Annotated in this window: 11 protein-coding genes, 1 pseudogene and 1 other annotated feature; of the genes and pseudogenes, 6 read left to right on the top strand and 6 right to left on the bottom strand. The window is 46.0% G+C overall.

The genetic code is table 11. The annotated features are described in order from the left end of the window. Window positions 1–10: 10 nt before the first annotated feature. Window positions 11–2,470, bottom strand: coding sequence for a bifunctional aspartate kinase/homoserine dehydrogenase I (gene thrA, locus OQJ75_RS04040; protein ID WP_176682016.1), 2,460 nt, complete (start codon window positions 2,468–2,470; stop codon window positions 11–13). 29 nt (window positions 2,471–2,499) lie between these two features. Continuing rightward, window positions 2,500–2,618, bottom strand: a sequence feature (Thr leader region). Between the two features lie 317 nt (window positions 2,619–2,935). Between thrA and OQJ75_RS04035 the strand changes: the two genes are divergently transcribed. After that, window positions 2,936–3,412 carry a hypothetical protein gene (locus OQJ75_RS04035; RefSeq protein ID WP_017630235.1) on the top strand — a complete coding sequence of 159 codons (477 nt, stop codon included), beginning with the start codon at window positions 2,936–2,938 and terminating at the stop codon, window positions 3,410–3,412. A 45-nt stretch (window positions 3,413–3,457) separates the two neighbouring features. Here the strand turns inward: OQJ75_RS04035 and OQJ75_RS04030 are convergent, their stop codons facing one another. Next, complete coding sequence (locus tag OQJ75_RS04030; protein WP_176682018.1) at window positions 3,458–3,943, bottom strand: putative 4-hydroxy-4-methyl-2-oxoglutarate aldolase; 486 nt, start codon at window positions 3,941–3,943, stop codon at window positions 3,458–3,460. Window positions 3,944–3,990: 47 nt separating this feature from the next. Here OQJ75_RS04030 and OQJ75_RS04025 point away from each other — a divergent pair. Then, a pseudogene (locus tag OQJ75_RS04025) lies at window positions 3,991–4,149 on the top strand (ribonuclease activity regulator protein RraA). Window positions 4,150–4,521: 372 nt separating this feature from the next. Next, window positions 4,522–5,238 carry a two-component system response regulator ArcA gene (gene arcA / locus OQJ75_RS04020; RefSeq protein ID WP_004741534.1) on the top strand — a complete coding sequence of 239 codons (717 nt, stop codon included), beginning with the start codon at window positions 4,522–4,524 and terminating at the stop codon, window positions 5,236–5,238. Between the two features lie 124 nt (window positions 5,239–5,362). Here the strand turns inward: arcA and OQJ75_RS04015 are convergent, their stop codons facing one another. The 4 genes from OQJ75_RS04015 to OQJ75_RS04000 form a co-directional block, all read right to left on the bottom strand. Next, complete coding sequence (locus tag OQJ75_RS04015) at window positions 5,363–5,806, bottom strand: hypothetical protein (protein ID WP_017630237.1); 444 nt, start codon at window positions 5,804–5,806, stop codon at window positions 5,363–5,365. Between the two features lie 7 nt (window positions 5,807–5,813). Continuing rightward, window positions 5,814–8,165: an aerobic respiration two-component sensor histidine kinase ArcB gene (gene arcB, locus OQJ75_RS04010; protein ID WP_176682020.1), complete on the bottom strand. Its 2,352-nt coding sequence runs from the start codon at window positions 8,163–8,165 to the stop codon at window positions 5,814–5,816. A gap of 151 nt (window positions 8,166–8,316) precedes the next feature. Continuing rightward, on the bottom strand, window positions 8,317–10,068 hold the full coding sequence (locus OQJ75_RS04005) for a diguanylate cyclase domain-containing protein (protein WP_265971107.1): 1,752 nt from the start codon (window positions 10,066–10,068) through the stop codon (window positions 8,317–8,319). Window positions 10,069–10,159: 91 nt separating this feature from the next. Next, window positions 10,160–11,113 carry a TIGR01212 family radical SAM protein gene (locus tag OQJ75_RS04000; RefSeq protein ID WP_265971105.1) on the bottom strand — a complete coding sequence of 318 codons (954 nt, stop codon included), beginning with the start codon at window positions 11,111–11,113 and terminating at the stop codon, window positions 10,160–10,162. 531 nt (window positions 11,114–11,644) lie between these two features. Here OQJ75_RS04000 and gltB (OQJ75_RS03995) point away from each other — a divergent pair. The 3 genes from gltB (OQJ75_RS03995) (at window position 11,645) to gltB (OQJ75_RS03985) (ending at window position 22,553) form a co-directional block, all read left to right on the top strand. Then, complete coding sequence (gene gltB, locus OQJ75_RS03995; RefSeq protein WP_265971104.1) at window positions 11,645–16,192, top strand: glutamate synthase large subunit; 4,548 nt, start codon at window positions 11,645–11,647, stop codon at window positions 16,190–16,192. Further along, window positions 16,192–17,661 (top strand): glutamate synthase subunit beta, encoded by a 1,470-nt coding sequence (locus tag OQJ75_RS03990; RefSeq protein ID WP_017630242.1) that lies wholly within the window; start codon window positions 16,192–16,194, stop codon window positions 17,659–17,661. The genes gltB (OQJ75_RS03995) and OQJ75_RS03990 overlap by 1 nt, the downstream gene beginning before the upstream one ends. 428 nt (window positions 17,662–18,089) lie before the next feature. Next, window positions 18,090–22,553, top strand: coding sequence for a glutamate synthase large subunit (gltB, locus tag OQJ75_RS03985; RefSeq protein ID WP_265971103.1), 4,464 nt, complete (start codon window positions 18,090–18,092; stop codon window positions 22,551–22,553). The last annotated feature ends 13 nt before the right edge of the window (window positions 22,554–22,566 follow it).

Below are 22,566 nucleotides of genomic sequence, written 5' to 3'. Positions count from 1 at the left end.
GAACTCATTCCTAAACTCCTAATTTCCAACCAAGAGTACGCATCACGTCAGAGAATACGCCTGCTGCTGTTACTTCAGTACCAGCGCCGTAGCCACGAAGTACTAACGGGATTGGTTGGTAGTAACGGCTGTAGAATGCAAGCGCGTTCTCACCATCTTTAATCTTGAACATTGGGTCGTCGCCATCAACAGCAGCGATACGAACCTTACATTTACCATCGGCGATCTCACCAACATAACGAAGTACTTTGCCTTCTTCTGCTGCGATAGCTGACTGCTCTTGGAAGTAAGCATCTGCTTCTGGCAAGCGAGCCATGAACTCTTCAACCGTACCTGAATCATCAAAACCCGGTGGAAGTGCTTGGTCTACTTCAACGTCTTCAAGTTCGAGTGCCATACCAGCTTCACGAGCAAGAATAAGCAGCTTACGCGCCACATCCATACCTGATAGATCGTCACGAGGATCCGGTTCAGTAAAGCCGTTGTCTTTAGCAATGTTGGTCGCTTGGCTTAACGTCATACCTTCATCAAGCTTACCGAAGATGTAAGACAGTGAACCAGAAAGGATACCGTTGAACTTCTCAAGTTCATCACCTGCAGAGATTAGGTTCTGTAGGTTTTCGATTACTGGCAGGCCTGCACCTACCGTTGTTTCGTACATCAGCTTACGACGTGAGTTACGTGCAACTTCACGAAGCTGATGATAGTAAGCCATGCTAGCTGTATTCGCTTTCTTGTTTGGTGTTACCACGTGGAAACCTGCCGCTAGGAAGTCTGCATATTGAGCAGCAATACCTTCACTAGACGTACAGTCAACCAATACCGGGTTGATGATGTGGTTACGTTGAACCAGAGCCGCTAAGCGCGCTAGGCTGAACTCTTCTGTCGCGCTCGACATGCGATCACGCCATTGCTCTAGTGGTAAGCCTTCACTGTCTAGCAATAAGCCTTTGCTGTTTGCTAAACCACATACACGAATCACGATGCCTTTTTCAGCCAGTTTGCCTTGCTGACGTTGGATCTGGTCAACAAGCTCACCACCAACACCGCCAACACCCACAACGAATACGTCTAGGAAGTGCTTAGAGTTAAATAGGTTTTCGTGACACGCTTTGATTGCTTCTGAAATTTTATCTTCAGGGATAACCGCAGAGATAGCACGCTCTGATGAGCCTTGAGCAATCGCAACGATGTTCACGTTCACTTCAGCTAAAGAAGAGAAGAACTGAGAAGCAACACCGCGTGAAGTACGCATACCGTCACCCACCAGCGTTACAATCGCTACGTCGTCCATGAACTCAACGGGCTCTAACAGGCCATCTTTAAGTTCAAGTTCAAATGCGTCAGACAGTACTTGCTTCGCTTTTACTTTGTCAGCCGATTCAATACAGAAGCTGATGCTGTACTCAGAAGAAGATTGAGTAATAAGGACAATAGAAACGCCAGCTGAAGACATCGCGCCGAATACACGGCTCGCCATGCCAACCATACCCTTCATACCTGGGCCTGATACGTTAACCATCGTTAGGTCACTTAGCGTAGTGATGCCTTTGATTGCTAGGTTATCTTCGCCAGTGTCTTGACCGATCAAAGTACCTGCACCTTGTGGGTTAAAGCTGTTTTTGATCAGACAAGGAATGTGGAATTGTGCGATAGGAGCAATGGTTTTCGGGTGTAGAACTGAAGCACCAAAGTAAGAAAGCTCCATTGCTTCTTGGTAGCTCAGTGACTTAAGCAGACGAGCATCATCGACTAAGCGTGGGTCACAGTTGTAAACGCCATCTACATCTGTCCAGATTTCACAGCAATCAGCACGTAGACATGCTGCTAGCACTGCTGCTGAGTAGTCAGAGCCATTACGGCCAAGAGTGACCAATTCGCCTTTATCATTACCTGCAGTGAAGCCCGGCATGATGTTAACGTGACCTTGTGGAAGTGGAGACTGACGGAAGTTCTGAGTAGACACATCCACATCAACCATAGCTTCAAGGTGATCACCTTTAGCGTATAGGTATTGAACTGGGTCAATCAGGCTTGCTGGTTGGCCTTTTGCTTCAAGTACCGCTTTCATTAACTGGATAGAGATTCGCTCACCTTTACTGATGATGCGAGCATTGACGTGGTTCGGGCACATACCAAGTAGGTTGATGCCGTTCACGAACTGCTTTAGCTGAGCAAGAGAAGTATCAACCTGCTCTTGGAACGCAGTACCATCAATCGAAGGTACAACCGCTTTAATCTCTGCAAACAGCGCAGTAAATGAAGATTCGATCTCTGTAATTTGTGCGTCAGCTTCACCATTTTTCAGTGCAGCTTCAATAACAGCGACCAACTTATTGGTTGTTTTTCCTGGAGCCGATAGTACAACGGCTAGCTCTTCTTGCTGGGCATTATTAGCGATGATATCAGCCGCTCGTAAAAAACGATCTGCATCAGCTAATGATGAACCTCCAAACTTTAAAACGCGCATCCCTTTCTCCATAAGTCATAAAAATGGTACAAAAAAAGGCCTGTATCTTGTTGGATACAGGCCTTTTTTTTAAAATCCGTTACTTAGCAGCCTGCCCCAACAATGTTAATGTCGGTAATAATAATGGTTGTGGTCATTACTAGGTGGCTTACGTGCTGCATATCAAATTCTCTGCTTGTGCTTTACTCTACGTGTATCAATTTTTACCACTAGACGTCAATGAAAAGTTGCGTTTTTTTTACATTCACACCGTTTTTCAGAGCAAACCGTCATTTAAGGGATAAATCACCCTGTATGCACCTGTAATTCAGATCGTGGATTTATCCTATAAACACTCAAGAGTGATTAATTGCATATATAGTCATAACAAAATGCTATATCGATTGTTCAGCAAGCATACAAGAACTGTGCTTTAATTGAACGATAACGTTCAAAGAACAATAATAATGACATCAGGAGTGGGAAGTGAAGAGATTACTTATTCTTTTAGCCTTTGCTATGCCTGTTGTATGTTCAGCGAACAGCTTACCCCTGTTAAGCAACCTGCCCCTATTACCCGGACAAATCGATCGCTCTTCTCATAAGTTTTTTATCTCAACTCAAAATGCATCGAGCGAAAGTTTCGATACTTGGAAAGTCGATAGTGGCTACGCCTATAGCTTGTTTGATGATGTTGATCTTTATGTCGGTACACGTATAAACAGTGCGTCTTTGAAAAGTGAAAGTGGATTCTTGAGCGGTGTCAGTTATCAGTTCTCTGAAAGAATCTCTTTCAACAGTTCTCTTCATACCTATAAAGATGAAACTGAAGAGAATGAAAAGTCTGTGGCTGCGGAAGTTTCAAGCCGAGTTCAACTGACGGACAACTTGGATCTGCATGCCACCCTTGATTATGAAGAGTGGCAGCAAGGTGTTGAAGTGGGATTAGGGTTTCGCTTCTAATCCAATAAGCTTGTTACCCATTAACAACTGCGAATCAAATCGTCGTTATGATTCGAGCAGCAGCTCCGACGAAATTAACACGCCATTCCAATCGGCATAAATGTAATCACCAGGCTGAATCAGTTGGTTATGCATTGTCAGTGTCACATTCACTTGGCCTACGCCACGCTTCTCGGTTTTGAATGGTGATGCACCTAGTGCCTGAACACCCAAGTCCATTTGCGACATCATGCCAACATCCCGCACAGCACCATTAACAATCACGCCCTCCCAGCCATTTTCTATTGCAAGAATAGCAAGTTGGTCACCAAGCAGTGCTTTCTGGCACGAGCCATTTCCGTCAACAACCAGCACTTTACCGCTGCCGTCGGTCGCTAAAACCTCGCGAACCTTGGAATTATCGTGATAACAACGAACTGTTACAATTTTTCCCCAGAACGCACCACGTTGACCGAAGTTCTGTAATGGAAGGTTAAGTAGGGTGACTTTGCTTTCAAACTCATCACACAAGTCGGGTGTTATATCGTGCATATATCCTCCGTGAGTAAGGCGCTACCTGTTAAGTCAGGCTTACCTCTATGCTTTTATATGTTATTAAAATTAATCCTTTGTTTTCATTGTTCTATGCTCAATTTAATCATTAATTAAAGTTGATTGAGCATATTTATCTACTAGACTCTAAGGACAGCTTTCCGCTTCCTTGGTTCATAATCAGGTCTTTAGCATGCGAGATGTGAGAACTATCTCGAATAACCATTCTGGTTTTGATGCTAAATAATCACCATAACACTGGTTAAGTTGTAGCCATACTATTAAAGTTTGTTGCGATACGGCAATTGATGTAAATCAACAAAGTGAATGGAATTAACATTCTCGCGTTGTTAGCATGCTGTTAACATTATAGAATCCGTTGCAATCACTAAAAGAATGATTGAAAGGCGTACTGGATCTACGTTATTGGGCAATACTTCAAGGAAGGCAGATAGCTGGAAGTAAGTGTTTTTTTGAAAACTTTAAGTTATCATCAAAAATACATTACCTGTATGTTATGTTTTTGCCTAGAATTTATTCTATTAGCACAGTTTCGTCACAAATTTAGGTACCGCCAAATGCAAACCCCGCAGATTCTTATCGTTGAAGATGAGCAAGTAACTCGTAACACTCTAAAGAGTATTTTTGAAGCAGAGGGATATGCTGTTTTTGAGGCTAGCGACGGTGAAGAGATGCACCAAGTGCTATCTGACAACCAAGTTAACCTTGTAATTATGGACATCAACCTGCCAGGTAAGAATGGCCTACTACTTGCGCGTGAACTACGTGAGCAAGCAAATGTAGCGCTTATGTTCTTAACTGGTCGTGATAATGAAGTTGATAAGATCCTTGGCCTAGAGATCGGCGCTGATGACTACATCACTAAGCCTTTCAACCCTCGTGAACTGACTATCCGTGCACGCAACCTTCTTAACCGTTCAATGAGCACAAGCTCTGTTCAAGAAGAAAAGCGTAGCGTTGAGAAGTACGAGTTCAACGGTTGGGTACTAGATATCAACAGCCGCTCTCTGGTTAGCCCAGATGGCGAAGGCTACAAGCTACCTCGTTCAGAGTTCCGTGCTCTACTTCACTTCTGTGAGAACCCAGGTAAGATCCAAACACGTGCTGACCTTCTTAAGAAGATGACTGGCCGTGAGCTTAAGCCACACGACCGTACTGTAGACGTAACAATCCGTCGTATTCGTAAGCACTTTGAATCTGTTTCTGGTACGCCAGAAATCATTGCAACGATTCACGGTGAAGGCTACCGCTTTTGTGGTGACCTAGAAGACTAATTCGATTCGCGTTTCTAGTCGTTTAGCACTTAGTGTTTTAACAGTAGAGGCGCAATCAATAGTTATTAAAAAGGGAGAATGCCAACGCATTCTCCCTTTTTTGTTGTTCATTGTTCGCTAAGGTTTAGTAAACCGTATCAACCTTAACGTCTTTCTCCACCAGCCACTTCACGGTTTCGCCATCTTTCAGTTCAACCGCAACATCTACAGGCTTGTCACTGTCGATCTCTAGTTGCCATACAAAAGCGACTTCCCATTGAGTTTCACTGTGCGTTCTTAAATCAAGATCGTCAGCCGTCACTAACAAGGTATCTGCACCTTGTTTTACCGTAACGCTTTCAACCGCTAGCGTTGCTGGCAGCTCTGAATCTGATTCTAGGTAGATAGCACCATGCAGTGTCTTATCTTGAGTCTCTCCAATCGTTGGCATCTTGTTGTGCCAAAGATTGCTTTTCATTGTTACTGTCGTTGCAGATACTTCAACTTGGTTACCTTGCTGCCATTCTACTTGCGGTGCAGAACAACCTGCTAATGCCACTACGCATGCGGCGAATGCTAATTTTTTCATTATTCTTCTACCTTTGGTTTAACCAACTTTTTAGGACTTCAATGTCATTCTGGTATTCGTTATTAATTTCATCGACCCAATCTGAAATATTCTCCCACCAAGCAGGCATATCTGGAGACTGAGCTTTCTGAGCAACTTGCTGTATGCGTTTCAAACCAATCGAACCTGCCGCGCCTTTGATCTTGTGCGCCTCAGAAACGATACTGGCTTGGTCTTTCGCGACCATGTTGGAGTTCAATATTTCCATATACTCCGGCATCATATCTTCAAACATCGCGATGCTATCCAAAACCGGTTTCGGCCCAACAATGTCAACATAAGACTCTAGCATATCAATATCAAGCAAAGTGGTGTCAATCGATGAAAGAACTGGCTTACTCTCTTCTATCTTTTCAATATTTCCGACTTTTTCGACCACCTCAGGTGCATCCTCGATAAGCTCGCTGATCACATCTTGGATAGCTCGAACCGACAATGGCTTACTGATCGCTTCGTCCATGCCTTTCTGGAAATACTCTTGCTTGTTATTTAACACGTTAGCAGTTAACGCCACCAAAGGCGGTAACTGGCTGTACTTCTCACGGTAGTACTGAGCAATGTCAAAGCCAGTCATGTCTGGCAGTTGGATGTCCAACAGTACCAGGTCATAGTCTTCCGGATTGAACGCAATTTGCGCCTCTTTACCCGTCATAACCACTGTCACTTCGTGACCTAAGCTTTCAAGTAGAGAGCGAGCCACCGTGATGTTCAATTCAATATCTTCAACCATGAAGATCTTAAGGTTCGACTGCTTTCTTGGCGTTTTAATTAGTGCTTGAGTATCGTGATTAACAGGAACGCGAATTGATACCGTAAAGGTACTACCAAAGCCCTCTTCACTGGTCACTTCGATGTGGCCGTCCATCATATTGATCAGCTGCTGTGAGACAGCAAGGCCAATGCCTGTACCCACCGCATGCAGATTATCCGTTCCGGATTTCACCTGATAATACATCGCGAAGATCTTCTCGATTTCACTTTCAGGGATACCAATGCCGGTGTCTTCGACTTCCATAGTGATGTTGGCAAAGTCGCCATCAATGTCGGCGCTGACTGTCATCACCACACCACCATCTTTAGTGAACTTCATCGCGTTACTTACAAGATTCCATAACACCTGTCTTAGGCGAGTGCCATCCACTTCAACGGCCGCAGGGAGATCAGACAATCGTTCTAGATCGAACCTTAACCCTTTTTGTTCAGCCATCAGTGCAGAGATACTTTCGATCTCAACAACGAAATCTTCAAAGTTGATTGGAGTTGGGAATAGCTCAAGCTTACGACGGTCGAACTTATCCATATCGATAATATCGTTAAAGATATTACCCAGAGTTACCGCGCTCACCTTGATGGTTTGCATCTGTTTACGCTGCTCAGTGGTCAATTGACTATCGAGCAACATACGGCTCAAACCAATGATGCCGTTAAGCGGTGTTCTTAGCTCATGGCTAATGGTTGAGATAAAGGTGGTCTTATCGCGACTGGCTTTCTCTAACGACTCTTGATGCTCTTTACGCTCGGTAATATCACGACCAAAACCCACTAAGCCTAAGTGGCGGCCATCTTTGCTGTAGAAAGGCACTTTACGCAGTTCGAAGTAGCTCTTACGGCCATCTGGGTATTCAAGCCATTGGTCATAAGTGAGCGCTTGGTTATCGGCAAACACCTTCTTATCGGTTTCCACCACTTGTTGAGCGACCTCTTTGCTGTAGACATCCCAAGGCGTCAAACCGACTAGCTCTTTTTCTGTCTTGCCGGTGAGCTCTTCAACCGCACGGTTACAACCAGAGAAAACACCCTCTTCATTGCGATAGTAAATAAGGTCAGGCGAGGCATCGATAAACGAACGCAATAGCGCTGTACGTTCAGCTAATTCAAGTTGAGTACGTTCACGTTGAAAGACTTCATTCTCGAGATCGTGCATCGCTTCGGCACGTGCTTCTTCGGCTTTTTCACGCTCTTCGATTTCTTGATTGAGCTTCTCGATATTGAGTTGCAGTTTATTGTTGAGCTCTTGGTCTCGCTCACGCATGTCACCAAGCTTAGAGACCAACTTCGCCAATCTTTGACGAGACTCTTCCAGCTGATCAACAACTACAGACAGGAAGTAAACCGCCCAAGGCGTGATCACTAAACCGAAGAAAACTGAACGGACAATGTCGATATCATCAACATTACCTTTGAGTGCGAGGGTTATGCCGACTTGCACAACAACAGCGAGGGCAACAAGCGCTAGGGCGAGTAAGATAGAAAAGCGGACAATCCCCAGCTTTACGAGTAGATCCACGTAATACTGGGCGAGATTTTTCATGGGTTTCATTTAGCGCTCCATGCGATAAGACTAGCAACATTCTACCCTGTTTGAAGATAGGAGGTAAGCTAGCTACATCACATGCAGCAAGAGAGCTCGGGTTATATTGTTTAAAACAGATAACCCGAGTAAATACTGGTTAAGTCAGTGATAGGTTTGTTTAGCGAATCGACGATGGATGCACGATTGAACGGTTTCGGCCATCGGATTTCGCTTGGTACAACGCGCTATCAGCCAAGGCAACCGCAGATTCCATTTCATCATCAGGTGTCGGAATGTAAGAGATGATACCGATGCTCACCGTGATGAATTCGGAGACTGCCGACTTCTCGTGTATTAGCCCCAGTTTAACGACTTCACTATGAATACGCTCTGCCACCAGCTGCGCACCATCAGCCGTCGTATTTGGTAGAATAAAACCGAACTCTTCACCGCCATAACGAGCCACACAATCTGACGAGCGATTGAGTACCTTTTTAAACGCCTGAGAGACTTGAATCAGCGCATCATCACCTTGCTGGTGTCCGTAATAGTCGTTATAGCCTTTAAAGAAGTCGATATCACACAGCATAATCGTCAGTGGCAACTTCTCACGCACATGGTAATGCCACAGTGTCGACAGCTGTTCATCAAAACGGCGTCGGTTAGAAACCTGAGTCAGGCTGTCCATAAAGCTGAGGCGCTCAAGCTCAAGGTTGGCTTCTTCAAGTTTTTGCTCAGCAAGGTAGCGCTCAGTGATATCACGCGCCATGATCAGCACACCATTGGTGCTTGAGGCTGGATCTCTGAACGGAGATTTAACCACATCGTACCAAGTGTATTCGCCATCACTAGACACCACCTTATCGATGTAGCGCAGTGATTTACCGTGATGAAGCACTTGATGATCGGTGTCTGAGATGCGCATGTACATGCTATTTGGCACCACGTCTTGCAGACGCTTACCGACTAAATCACTCACTTCAGAAATACCAAGCGCCGCGACGAATGGCTTATTACACGCTTGATAAACCATGTTCTCGTTGAAGATACCAATCGAGTCAGGGCTGGCTTCTAAGATGTTTTGTAAGATGGTGTCACGCTGGGCAAGAGCGACTTCGGTATCTTTACGTTTTTCCATCTCGCCACGCAGTTTCTGCTGCATGTCATGCCAATCGGTCACATCATGGCTAATAGAGAGCGTACCTATGGTTTCTCCGTCTTGGGAAAGCAACACACTTTGATAGGTTTCGAGCAGGCACCCTTTACCGTCTTGGTCGGTTGTCCACGATCGCTCACTGACACGACCTTTTAATGCACCGCCAGATACACTCAAGGTGCCCTCTTCAGGGCGACCATGCCAAAACTTTTTAAACGAGCGATTACTCGCGACCAACTCCCCCTTCTGATCTTTTACGTAGATCAACTCAGACAGAGAATCCAAAGCCGTACGCGCGACATTCAGTTCTCGAACCTCTTGAGACTGCTCTTCATTGGTATTCTTGTAGGGAGAGGCGTGAATCATCCACGCTTTCTTGCTTCTAAAGCGGATCTTACGAGCCACTAAATTGATCTTAACAGATTCAAATTCAGAAAGAGCCCAAAACGAGATCTGCTCAAATGCTCGGGAATTGATGTGATTGGTTAAATAGTGGCGAAAGCTGTTCTCACTCTCCACGGTAGGAAAGCGAAAATTAACACCGATTTGGCGGATGCCAAGCAATTGCATCGCTTGGCGATTGGCATAGAGGATCTCGCCCCTTCGCACATCGACGAAATAGAGTGGCGACGGAGTAGAAAGAAGAAGCTGTTCAATATGCGACTGATAACGTGAATAAAGATGCCAGCAGATGAGAGCAATCAGCAACATGAGAACGATATAAATACCGTAACCATACGCCCTGTCCCACAACCAAGTCATTACCAGTTCCATTTACTCTCAATCTATACCATAAATTCTGTGAGGGAAATGTTACCACTATTTGTTGGTTTTATCTGCTGTTACCTACTCTCACCGATTTCTATCAATTGGCCGCGTTTAAAACAGGTAGCGTGTATTCAAATGCTGAACCTGTTTTGATGCCTTGCGCGCCGGTTTTATCGAGTGAACGACCAATCTCAGTCATCGCTAACCAGCGGTTTTCACACCATAAAGGCGAGAGCAACGTTGGACGCCTCGCGGCTGATGAAACGCGATGGTAAACCACGTTCGCAGGCGTACGTTGAATGATATCCGTAGCAACATCTATGTACTCTTCAAGGCTTGGTGCCTCTAGCTTTCCTGCTTTCCACGCCTTAGCCATGGTACTGCCCTCTACTATATGAAGGCCGTGAAGTTTGATGCCATCGGTTCCTACCGCTAATACCTTGTCTAAAGTTTCAAGATTGTCCGCTTTGGTCTCTTTTGGCAGGCCAACAATAAGATGAGTACACACCTTGATACCTAACGCACGTGCGCGGTTGGTGATCGTTTCATACACCGCAAAATCGTGTCCGCGGTTAATTCGTTTTAGGGTCTTATCATTGGCCGTTTGCAAGCCAAGTTCCAGCCAGATTTCATAGCCTTGCTTTACGTAACCCGCGAGCAGATCCAACACTGCATCAGGTACGCAGTCTGGTCTTGTACCAACACACAGCCCAACGATGTCGGCGCCCGGTGCTTTTAGTGCCTCTTCATACATATTCTTGAGCACTTGTACCTCAGCATAAGTGCTGGTGTACGCCTGAAAATAAGCCAGGTACTTCTTAGCGCGAGCAATTTCACCCGCACGATCTTTTAGCTGGTCTGCAATACTTTGGACCTGAGTTTGTTCATCAGCAAAAGAAGCCACATTGCAAAAAGTGCAGCCTCCGCGGCCAATAGTTCCATCTCGGTTTGGACAACTAAAACCGCCGTGCAGTGTTAGCTTGTGAACCTTTTCGCCATAACGACGTTGAAGATCTTGGCCGATAGTATTGACCAACTCATGTAATTGCATATTTTCAAAGCGCTCAAGTAAATAAGAATGAATATCAGTCTTTTTTTTGAAAAAAAATTACATCCCTGCAAAATTCGACCAATTAGTTTACTCAAGGCTTTTTGCGAGCAACCTATCAAATATCAATAAACATGCAAAAAATCGGCTCTATTTGCCTAATGTTGCACATTTGTTAGACAAAAAATTCAAAATAAAACGAAAAAAATGGTCTACATGGGTCAACTTTCATTGCAATTCGCCTAGACAAAATTGTAGGATACTTACACATATTGGCTATTTTTGAGTATTTACTTACAACGAAAACTTGCTAATAAGTCGGTGATACCCATATCCCACCTATATAAACCACTAGTTTGTGGCTAAAAATAAACGGATATCACTAAGGATTGTTTTTCTCGCAATACTTTTCCTGCGAGATACGGAAAGGATTCAAACCGCCAGCATAGGCAGGTTTAGACCCATAAATATAAAAGGACAAGGCTAACTTAATACAAATAAGTTGCGCCTAGATTTAACTGGAAGGATGTATCTATGGTAGATCAAGAGCAGAACTCACAGGGTCTGTATACTCCTGAATTGGAGCATGACGCTTGTGGTATCGGTTTTGTTGCGCATCTAAAGAATCGCAAATCTCATGATGTAGTAACTCAAGCACTCGATATGCTTGCACGTATGGAACACCGTGGCGGCCAAGGCTGCGATCCGTGTTCTGGTGATGGTGCAGGTATCCTGCTACAGAAGCCGCACGAATTCTTACTAGAAGAAGCCGTAAAGCTTGGAATTAAACTGCCATCTTTTGAAAAATATGGTGTTGGTGTTGTACTTTTCCCTAAAGATGAATACAAACGTGCACAGTGTCGTGACATTCTAGAACGCAATGCACAACGCCTTGAGTTAGAAGTTATCGGCTACCGTGAACTTCCAACTGACAATTCAATGATTGGTGCTGACCCATTAAGCACTGAACCTCAATTTGAACACGTATTTATTTCTGGCGGCCCTGGTATCACACCAGAAGAGCTTGAGCGTAAACTGTATGTTCTACGTAACTACACGGTTCGTGTATGCCTAGAAAGCGTTTCAAATATCGGTGATGACTTCTACATCAACTCTATGTCTTACAAGACATTGGTGTACAAAGGTCAGCTAACAACTGAACAAGTTCCTCAGTACTTCCTAGACCTGCAAAACCCAACTATGGTGACAGCTCTAGCACTGGTACACTCTCGCTTCTCTACCAATACATTCCCACGTTGGCGTCTAGCTCAGCCTTTCCGTTACATCGCGCACAATGGCGAGATCAATACGGTTCGCGGCAACCTGAACTGGATGAAAGCACGTGAAGCAATCCTAGAATCGGATCTGTTTACACAAGCTGAAATCGACATGCTGCTTCCTATCTGTCAAGAAGGTAGCTCAGACTCATCAAACTTCGATATGGCGCTTGAGCTACTTGTTCTTTCAGGTCGTACTCTGCCACATGCGTTGATGATGATGATCCCGGAAGCATGGCAAGAAAACAAAAACATGGATCCAACTCGTCGTGCGTTCTACCAGTACCACGCGAACGTAATGGAACCATGGGATGGCCCAGCGTCAGTATGTTTCACCGATGGTGTTCAAGTTGGTGCAACTCTTGACCGTAACGGTCTGCGTCCTTCTCGCTACACAGTAACTAAAGACGACTTCCTAGTGATGGCGTCTGAGTCTGGTGTTGTTGAGATCGCACCTGAAAACGTTGAATATCGTGGTCGTTTGCAACCTGGCCGTATCTTCGTTGCTGACCTTGAGCAAGGTCGCATCATTTCTGATGAAGAAGTGAAAGACGGTATCGCTAAATCCCAACCCTACGAAAAATGGGTTGAAGAGAACCTTCTGAGCTTGAAAAAGCTACCCGATGCGAGCAACGAGTTTAACCAACCTTCTCCAGAGAAACTGCTACACAAACAACAATCGTTTGGTGTGAGCTCTGAAGAAGTAAACGAAATCATTCTCCCTCTTGCAAAAACAGGCTACGAGCCACTTTCTGCAATGGGTGCTGACTGGCCGCTAGCGATTCTTTCTCATCAATCTCAGCACCTTTCAAACTACTTTAAGCAGTTGTTTGCACAAGTAACTAACCCGCCAATCGACCCGATTCGTGAGCGTATGGTTATGTCTCTGAACACTTACCTAGGTAAAGATCAGAACCTACTTGCTGAAACACCTGAACACTGTCAAAAAGTGGAACTTGAGTCTCCAGTTCTTTCTAACTCAGAGTTAGAGAAACTGCGTGCAATCGATAATGAGCACCTTCAATCGAAGACGCTGGATATCGTATTCCAAGCGAACGGAGACCAAGGTAAGTTAGAGCGCGCACTTAAGCGTATCTGCCAATATGCGGAAGATGCGGTTATTGATGGTTACTCTATCATTCTACTGACTGACCGTGCGGTTAACTCAAACCATGCCGCTATCCCAGCAATGCTGGCGGTTGGCGCGGTTCACCACCACCTAATCCGTAAAGGGCTACGTGCTAAGTGTGACATCGTGGTTGAAACGGGCGACGCTCGTGAGACACACCACTTCGCAACCTTAATTGGTTACGGTGCAAACGCAGTTAACCCATACCTAGTTATCGAAACGATTGTTGAACTGCAACGTACTAAGAAGCTAGATCCAAACGTTCATCCACGTGAGTTATTCGATAACTACCGTAAGGGTGTTAACGGCGGTCTACTGAAGATCTTCTCTAAGATGGGTATCTCTACGCTGCAGTCTTACCACGGCGCTCAAATCTTTGAAGCACTTGGTGTTAGCAAATCAGTGGTTGAAAAATACTTCACTGGTACTGTTTCTCGTATCCAAGGTCTAACGATCGACGATATCGCACGAGAAGTACTGGTTCGTCACCGTGTTGGTTACCCAGCACGTGAAATCCCAGCTCAAATCCTTGATGTTGGTGGTGTTTACCAGTGGAAACAACGTGGTGAGAAACACCTATTCAACCCAGAAACAATTTCTCTACTTCAAGAGTCGACGCGTAACAAAGATTACGTTCAGTTCAAGAAGTACGCAAAAGCAGTCGATGACCAAGGCGACAACGCAGCAACGCTACGTAGCCAGCTTGATTTCATCAAGAACCCTGCAGGCTCTATTCCTCTAGCAGAAGTAGAACCAATCGAGAACATCCTTAAGCGTTTCGCTACTGGCGCAATGAGCTTTGGTTCAATCTCGCATGAGGCTCACTCAACACTGGCTGTTGCGATGAACCGCATTGGCGCGAAATCAAACTCAGGTGAAGGTGGTGAAGATCCAGCACGTTTCGAACGTAAAGAAAACGGTGACTGGGAACGTTCAGCTATCAAACAGGTGGCTTCTGGTCGCTTTGGTGTAACGTCTTACTACCTATCTAACGCTGATGAGCTGCAAATCAAGATGGCTCAAGGTGCGAAACCTGGTGAGGGTGGTCAACTACCTGGTGATAAGGTTGATGACTGGATCGGCGCAACGCGTCACTCGACTCCGGGCGTAGGTCTTATCTCTCCACCGCCACACCACGATATCTACTCAATCGAAGATTTGGCTCAGCTAATCTACGATCTGAAAAACGCGAACCGTAACGGCCGTGTCAACGTGAAGCTAGTATCGGAAGCGGGCGTAGGTACGATTGCATCTGGTGTAGCAAAAGCGAAAGCTGACGTAGTACTTATCGCAGGTTTTGATGGTGGTACGGGTGCATCACCGATGTCTTCTATCCGTCACACTGGTCTGCCTTGGGAACTAGGTCTAGCGGAAACGCACCAAACACTACTGAAAAACGGCCTACGTAACCGTATCGTTGTTCAGTCTGATGGTCAGATGAAAACACCACGTGACCTTGCAGTAGCAACGTTACTTGGCGCTGAAGAATGGGGCGTAGCAACAGCAGCATTGGTTGTTGAAGGCTGTATCATGATGCGTAAGTGTCACAAGAATACATGTCCTGTTGGTATCGCAACACAGAACAAGACTCTGCGTGAGCGTTTCGACGGCCGCGTAGAAGACGTAGTCACTTTCTTCCAATACATGGCTGAAGGTCTACGTGAAGTAATGGCTGAACTTGGCTTCCGCTCTATCGATGAGATGGTCGGTCAATCGCACAAACTGAAAGTACGTGATGACATCGGTCACTGGAAGTACAAGAACCTAGATCTAACGCCGGTACTGCACATTGAGCAGGCGCGTGAAGAAGATGGTATCTACAACCAGACACAACAAAACCACAACCTAGAAGATGTTCTAGACCGTAAGTTGATTCAAGCTGCGATTCCTGCACTTGAGAAAGGCGAAGCCGTAAATGCGACCTTCCCTATCATCAACACGGACCGCTCTGCGGGTACGATGCTGTCTAACGAAATCTCGAAGGTTTACAAAGACCAAGGTTTACCACAACCAATGAACGTTAAGTTCCACGGTAGTGCTGGTCAATCTTTCGGTGCGTTCCTTGCGAAAGGCGTTAAGTTCGAAGTAGAAGGCGACGCGAACGATTACTGGGGTAAAGGTCTGTCTGGCGGTACCTTGGTACTGTACCCAGATGCGAAGTCTTCTATCGTTGCTGAAGATAACATCGTGGTTGGTAACGTATGTTTCTACGGTGCGACCTCAGGCGAATCTTTCATTCGCGGTATGGCTGGCGAACGTTTCTGTGTTCGTAACTCAGGTGCGAAGGTTGTTGTTGAGGGCGTTGGTGACCACGGTTGTGAATACATGACTGGCGGTGTTGCTATTATCCTTGGCTCAACAGGTCGTAACTTTGCTGCGGGCATGAGTGGCGGTGTGGCTTATGTTTGGGATAAAGCGGGTGACTTCGAAACCAAGCTTAACTCTGAACTTGTAGACCTAGATCCAATTGAACAAGAAGATAAAGATCTTCTACTAGATATGCTAACCAAGCATGTTGAATTCACAGGAAGTGAAGTTGCTCAGTCTTTCCTAGACAACTTTGAAGCAAGTGTTGCATCGTTAGTTAAAGTAATGCCACGCGACTACAAAGCGGTTCTTGAGAAGCGTAAAGCTGAAGCACAACAGGCACAAACGGAAGAAGTGGAGGCAGTATAATGGGTAAGCCTACTGGATTTTTAGAACACGGTCGTGAGCTTCCAAAGAAGCTCGACCCGTCAGTTCGAATTGAAGACAACAAAGAGTTCGTACTTAACGAAGAGTTTGGTGACAAGATCAATACTCAAGCATCTCGTTGTATGGACTGTGGCGTACCTTTCTGTCACAGCGGTTGTCCGATTGGTAACATCATCCCAGAATTCAATGACGCGGTTTACCGTGACAGCTGGGAAGAGGCTTGGAACATCCTAAGCTCGACCAATAACTTCCCTGAATTTACAGGTCGTGTGTGCCCTTCTCCTTGTGAGAGTGCTTGTGTACTAGGTATCAACCAAGACCCAATCACTATCTGTAATATCGAGAAAACAATTGTAGAGACTGCGTACCGTGAAGGGTACGCAAAACCTAAAACACCTCGTTCTCGCACAGGCAAAACAGTGGCTGTTATCGGTTCAGGTCCTGCTGGCCTAGCCGCTGCTGAGCAACTAAACAGTGCAGGTCACTCCGTGACTGTATTTGAACGCGACGAGAAAGTTGGCGGCCTACTGCGTTTCGGTATCCCAGATTTCAAGCTAGGTATGGACGTAATTGATCGTAAGATCAACCTAATGGCTGAAGCGGGTGTTGAATTTAAAGTGAACCAGCACATCGGTGTTGATGTTAACGCTCAGCAACTACGTCAAGAGTTTGATGTAGTCCTGCTAACGGGTGGTTCTACGGTTCCTCGTGACCTACCAATTCCAGGTCGTGAGCTAAAAGGCGTTCATTTTGCGATGGAATTCCTTGGCCAAAACAACCGTCGTGCCAACGACCTAGACCTGAAAACAGAAGAGATTCACGCTCAAGATAAGCACATTGTGGTTATCGGTGGTGGTGATACGGGTTCTGACTGTGTAGGTACCTCAAACCGTCATAAAGCAGCAAGCATTACTCAGGTAGAGATCATGCCGATCCCACCAGAGAAGCGCCCTGCAAATATGCCTTGGCCTCAATACCCAATGATCATGAAAACAACGACTTCTCACGAAGAAGGTTGTGAACGTCACTGGAACATCTTGACTAAAGAGTTCATCGGTAACGAGCAAGGTCAAGTAACGGGTCTACGTATTGCTGACATCGTTTGGCAAGATGCGAAACCAGGTGAGCGCCCAAGCTTTGATGAAGTGGCGAACACAGAACGTGTTATCCCTTGTGATATGGCATTTCTAGCGATGGGTTTCTTACACCCAGAACCAACAGGTGTGCTAGCTCAACTAGACATTAAACTGGACGAGCGCGGTAACGTCGCTTCTGAAGGTTACGCAACTAACCAGAAAGGCGTTTTCGCTGCTGGTGATATGCGTACTGGTCAATCTCTAGTTGTACGTTGTATTAATGAAGGTCGTGAATGTGCAATTGCTATTGATGACTTCTTAATGGGTAACTCAAACTTAGAAGCGAAAGCTGATTCACTCATGCTTTCCGCATAATATTTCTCGGGCTAGCGTCAATGACGTTAGCCTAGAGGAAAAGCGACACCCTTCCTAACTTTTATATTTGGCTAGCACTCGATGCTAGCCTTTTTTCTATCTGGCCTTCGGCGTTTTCAAAAACACCCTGTTGTATATGTTAAATATCATTAACATTCATCTTGCATATCTCATTGATATCCATCGACTATTTTAGATTATTAAGTGGCTAATCGCGTTTATGCATGATAATTAACCATGAACTTGACCTTAAACACAATTAGCTATACGTTGTAAAGCTGATGAAAATAAAATCAATCGGTTTTGTTAACACAACCAATAACGTTTTAACTGGCTAAAGCAAACTATCAGTTTACAAAAAACAACAAGTACATGAATAGTTAGTCATTTACTGTCTGGATGACAGAGAAGCAAAAGGGAGAATTGCAATGGCTCTATATGATCCTAGTCTTGAAAAAGACAACTGTGGATTTGGTTTAATAGCGCAAATGGAAGGCCAACCTAGTCATAAGTTGGTAAGAACTGCTATTTCAGCCCTAGATCGCATGACACACCGTGGTGGTATCGCTGCGGATGGTAAAACCGGAGATGGCTGTGGCTTATTACTACAGAAGCCAGACTCTTACCTCAGAATTATCGCAGAAGAGAATAACTTCAACCTCGGCAAGCAATACGCTGTCGGCATGATTTTCTTCAGCCAAGACCCAATCAAAGCGCAATCCGCGCAAGACATCGTCAATAAAGAGCTCGCTCAAGAGACACTCACTGTTGCAGGTTGGCGTGTCGTGCCGACTAACACCGACGTTTTGGGTCCAATCGCAAAAGACTCGGTTCCAAATATTCAACAAGTGTTTATCTCTGCTCCTGCCGGTTGGCGTGAGCGTGACATCGAACGACGCCTATACATTGCTCGCCGCAGAATTGAAAAGCAGATCACCGAAGACAAAGATTTCTATATCTGTAGCCTTTCAACACAGGTAATGGTCTACAAAGGTCTGTGTATGCCGGCCGATCTTCCGCGATTTTACCTCGATCTTGCAGACTTACGTATGGAATCTGCAATATGTCTGTTCCACCAGCGTTTCTCAACTAACACACAACCACGCTGGCCACTGGCTCAACCATTCCGTTATTTAGCGCACAATGGTGAGATCAATACCATTGAAGGTAACCGCCAATGGGCCAAGGCTCGTGCCTATAAATTCTCTTCACCGCTGCTGCCAGACTTACAAACCGCAGCGCCCTTTGTGAATGAGACAGGCTCAGACTCTTCAAGCCTAGATAATATGCTCGACCTGTTCCTTGCCGGAGGTATGGATGTGTTCCGAGCGATGCGTATGCTTGTTCCGCCCGCTTGGCAAAATCACCCAGACATGGACCCAGATCTGCGTGCCTTCTACGACTTCAACTCCAAGCACATGGAACCGTGGGATGGCCCTGCTGGCATCGTACTTTCAGATGGTCGTTACGCCGCATGTAACCTCGATAGAAATGGCCTGCGCCCAGCGCGTTATGTGATTACTAAAGACAACCTAATCACACTGGCATCTGAGGTCGGTATCTGGAACTACGCACCAGATGAAGTTGCAGAAAAAGGCCGTGTTGGTCCAGGTGAATTACTGGTAATAGATACTCGCCGCGGCAAGCTATGGCAATCTAATGAGATCGACAATGACCTCAAAGGTCGCCACCCATATAAAGAGTGGATGGAAAAGAACGTTCACAAGTTAACGCCATTTTCCGCGCTGCAAGATGACCAAGTCGGTAAGCGTAGCTTTGACGATGACACGCTCAAGACCTACCAAAAACAGTTTGCGATGAGCAACGAGGAGTCTGACCAAGTACTGCGTGTACTTGGTGACATGGGGCAAGAAGCGGTAGGTTCAATGGGCGATGATACGCCGATGGCTGTGCTCTCTTCAAAAGAACGTCTGGTCACTGATTACTTCCGCCAGAAGTTTGCACAGGTCACCAACCCACCTATTGATCCATTACGTGAAAAACACGTGATGTCTTTGGCGACCAGTATTGGTAAAGAGATGAACGTGTTCTGTGAAACAGACGGTCACGCCTATCGTGTCACGTTTGATTCACCAGTACTGCTTTATTCAGACATGCAGCAACTTCTGCAGTTGAGTCAAAAACATTACCGTCATGTCATTCTCAGTATGCACTACGATCCTAACCATCAAGACCTTGAACAAGCGATCAAAGCGGTATGTGATAGTGCAGAACAAGAAGTCCGCGAGGGTGCGGTTTTAGTTGTACTCTCGGATAAAGGTTTAGAAAAAGGCAAACTACCAATCCCTGCAGCCATGTTGGTTGGTGCGGTGCAAACAAGACTTGCTGATACCAATCTGCGTTGTGATGCCAACATCGTGGTTGAGACAGCAACTGCTCGTGACCCACACCAGTTCGCAGTGCTACTTGGCTTCGGTGCGACCGCGGTTTATCCATATCTGGCTTATGAAGCATTAGGTAAAATGTTGGATGATGGCTCTTTAGACAAAGACTACCGCACCGCGATGCAAAACTACCAAAACGGCATCAACAAAGGTCTGTATAAGATCATGTCGAAGATGGGTATTTCTACGATTGCTTCATATCGTTGTTCGCAGCTTTTCGAAGCCGTTGGCCTACATTCCGACGTTGTTGAGCTCTGTTTCCGCGGAGTTACTACACGAATCCAAGGCGCGAGCTTTAGCGATTTCCAACAAGACATCTATAACTTATCTCGTAAAGCGTGGACCAAACGTAAGCCAATCGAGCACGGTGGTTTACTGAAATACGTCCATGGTGGTGAATACCACGCTTATAACCCAGACGTGGTCGGCACACTGCAAACGGCAGTGAAAACCGGAGAAACGTCGGATTACCTCTCTTTTGCTAAGCAAGTAAATGCTCGCCCTGCCGCGATGTTGCGTGACTTAATGAGCCTTAAAAAAGCCGATAAGCCGCTAACACTTGAGCAAGTAGAGCCGAGCAGTGACCTCTTTAAGCGCTTTGACTCGGCAGCGATGTCGATTGGTGCTCTGAGCCCAGAAGCGCATGAAGCATTAGCGATGGCGATGAACCGCTTGGGTGGTTACTCGAACTCTGGCGAAGGTGGTGAAGATCCACGACGCTTTGGTACCGACCGTAACTCGCGCATCAAACAGATTGCGTCTGGTCGTTTTGGTGTGACTCCGCACTACTTAACCAATGCGGATGTTCTGCAAATCAAGGTCGCACAAGGCGCTAAACCTGGAGAAGGTGGTCAGCTGCCAGGTCATAAGGTAACGGCAGAAATCGCCAAACTGAGATACTCGGTTCAGGGTGTCACTCTGATCTCCCCTCCTCCGCACCACGATATTTACTCAATCGAAGATTTGGCTCAGCTGATTTTCGACCTTAAGCAAGTTAACCCTAACGCCTTGGTTTCAGTGAAGCTAGTATCTGAACCGGGTGTCGGTACTATCGCGACAGGTGTAGCAAAAGCCTATGCCGATCTAATCACTATCTCTGGCTACGATGGCGGTACAGCGGCGAGCCCACTGACCTCGGTAAAATACGCAGGTTGTCCTTGGGAGCTAGGGCTAGCAGAAACCCAGCAAGCTCTGGTTGCTAATGGGCTTCGTCATAAGATCCGCCTACAAGTCGACGGTGGTTTGAAAACTGGTCTCGATGTGATTAAAGGCGCGATTTTAGGTGCTGAAAGCTTTGGTTTTGGTACCGCGCCGATGGTTGCAATGGGCTGTAAGTTCCTACGAATTTGTCACCTAAACAACTGTGCAACGGGTGTCGCGACTCAAGATGAAACACTGCGCCGCGAATACTTCAAAGGTCTACCTGATATGGTGGTGAACTACTTTACTGGCCTAGCCGATGAAGTTCGCCAATACCTTGCAGAGCTTGGTGTAGAAAAACTTACCGACTTGATTGGCCGTACTGATTTGCTTGAGGCTGTTCAAGGTCTCACCGCGAAACAGAGCAAACTCGATCTATCTTCAATACTCGAAGCTCCAGTTTCTCCAGAGGGTCACCCTCTGTATTGGACCGAACCAAACGCGCCATTTGATAAGGCCCAGCTCAACCAGCAAATTCTGGATGATGCACTCGATGCGATCGAGAAAAGACAGTCCACCAGCCTTTACTACAACGTGATTAATACAGACCGCTCGATTGGCGCACGTATCTCTGGCGAAATTGCTAAGCGATACGGCAACCAAGGCATGGCAGGTTCACCAATCAAGTTATACCTCGACGGTACAGCAGGCCAATCTTTTGCGGTTTGGAACGCAGGCGGCGTTGAGCTGTACCTAACAGGCGATGCTAATGACTATGTTGGCAAAGGTATGGCTGGCGGCAAAGTGGCTATCAAGCCTCACCAAGGCACCGCATTTACTTGTAACGAAGCGACCATCATAGGCAACACCTGTCTGTATGGCGCAACTGGAGGCAAGCTGTTTGCAGCTGGTACGGCTGGCGAACGATTTGGTGTACGTAACTCAGGTACGGTTGCGGTGATTGAAGGTGCAGGTGACAACGCTTGTGAATACATGACAGGCGGTATTGTTGCGATTCTTGGCGCGACTGGCGTCAACTTCGGCGCCGGTATGACCGGTGGTTTTGCTTATGTGATGGATAAGAATGAAGACTTCCAAGGTCGAGTGAACAACGAGTCGGTCGAGGCACTTTCTCTGTCTGACTTATTTATCCACCAAGAACATCTGCGTGGCTTAATTGCAGAGCACTTAGAAGAGACTGGCTCAGTACACGCTGAAGCTATTCTGGCGAACTTTGATGAATGGATTCCAAAGTTCTACCTAGTGAAGCCAAAGACGGCGGATCTGAACACCTTGCTCGGCCACCAAAGCCGCAGCTCAGCTGAACTTCGTGTTCAAGCGCAATAATTGGAAGGAGCCA

The organism is Vibrio sp. 14G-20 (genome assembly GCF_026241515.1).
Lineage (GTDB): Bacteria > Pseudomonadota > Gammaproteobacteria > Enterobacterales > Vibrionaceae > Vibrio.
This window is presented reverse-complemented; position numbering and strand designations above follow the sequence as displayed.

Excerpts from the sequence above, each read along its gene's own strand:
- thrA (WP_176682016.1), bottom strand. The coding sequence starts at position 2,470 with ATGCGCGTTTTAAAGTTTGGAGGTTCATCATTAGCTGATGCAGATCGT.
- OQJ75_RS04030 (WP_176682018.1), bottom strand. The coding sequence starts at position 3,943 with ATGCACGATATAACACCCGACTTGTGTGATGAGTTTGAAAGCAAAGTC.
- arcA (WP_004741534.1), top strand. The coding sequence starts at position 4,522 with ATGCAAACCCCGCAGATTCTTATCGTTGAAGATGAGCAAGTAACTCGT.
- OQJ75_RS04015 (WP_017630237.1), bottom strand. The coding sequence starts at position 5,806 with ATGAAAAAATTAGCATTCGCCGCATGCGTAGTGGCATTAGCAGGTTGT.
- arcB (WP_176682020.1), bottom strand. The coding sequence starts at position 8,165 with ATGAAACCCATGAAAAATCTCGCCCAGTATTACGTGGATCTACTCGTA.
- OQJ75_RS04005 (WP_265971107.1), bottom strand. The coding sequence starts at position 10,068 with ATGGAACTGGTAATGACTTGGTTGTGGGACAGGGCGTATGGTTACGGT.
- OQJ75_RS04000 (WP_265971105.1), bottom strand. The coding sequence starts at position 11,113 with ATGCAATTACATGAGTTGGTCAATACTATCGGCCAAGATCTTCAACGT.
- gltB (WP_265971104.1), top strand. The coding sequence starts at position 11,645 with ATGGTAGATCAAGAGCAGAACTCACAGGGTCTGTATACTCCTGAATTG.
- OQJ75_RS03990 (WP_017630242.1), top strand. The coding sequence starts at position 16,192 with ATGGGTAAGCCTACTGGATTTTTAGAACACGGTCGTGAGCTTCCAAAG.
- gltB (WP_265971103.1), top strand. The coding sequence starts at position 18,090 with ATGGCTCTATATGATCCTAGTCTTGAAAAAGACAACTGTGGATTTGGT.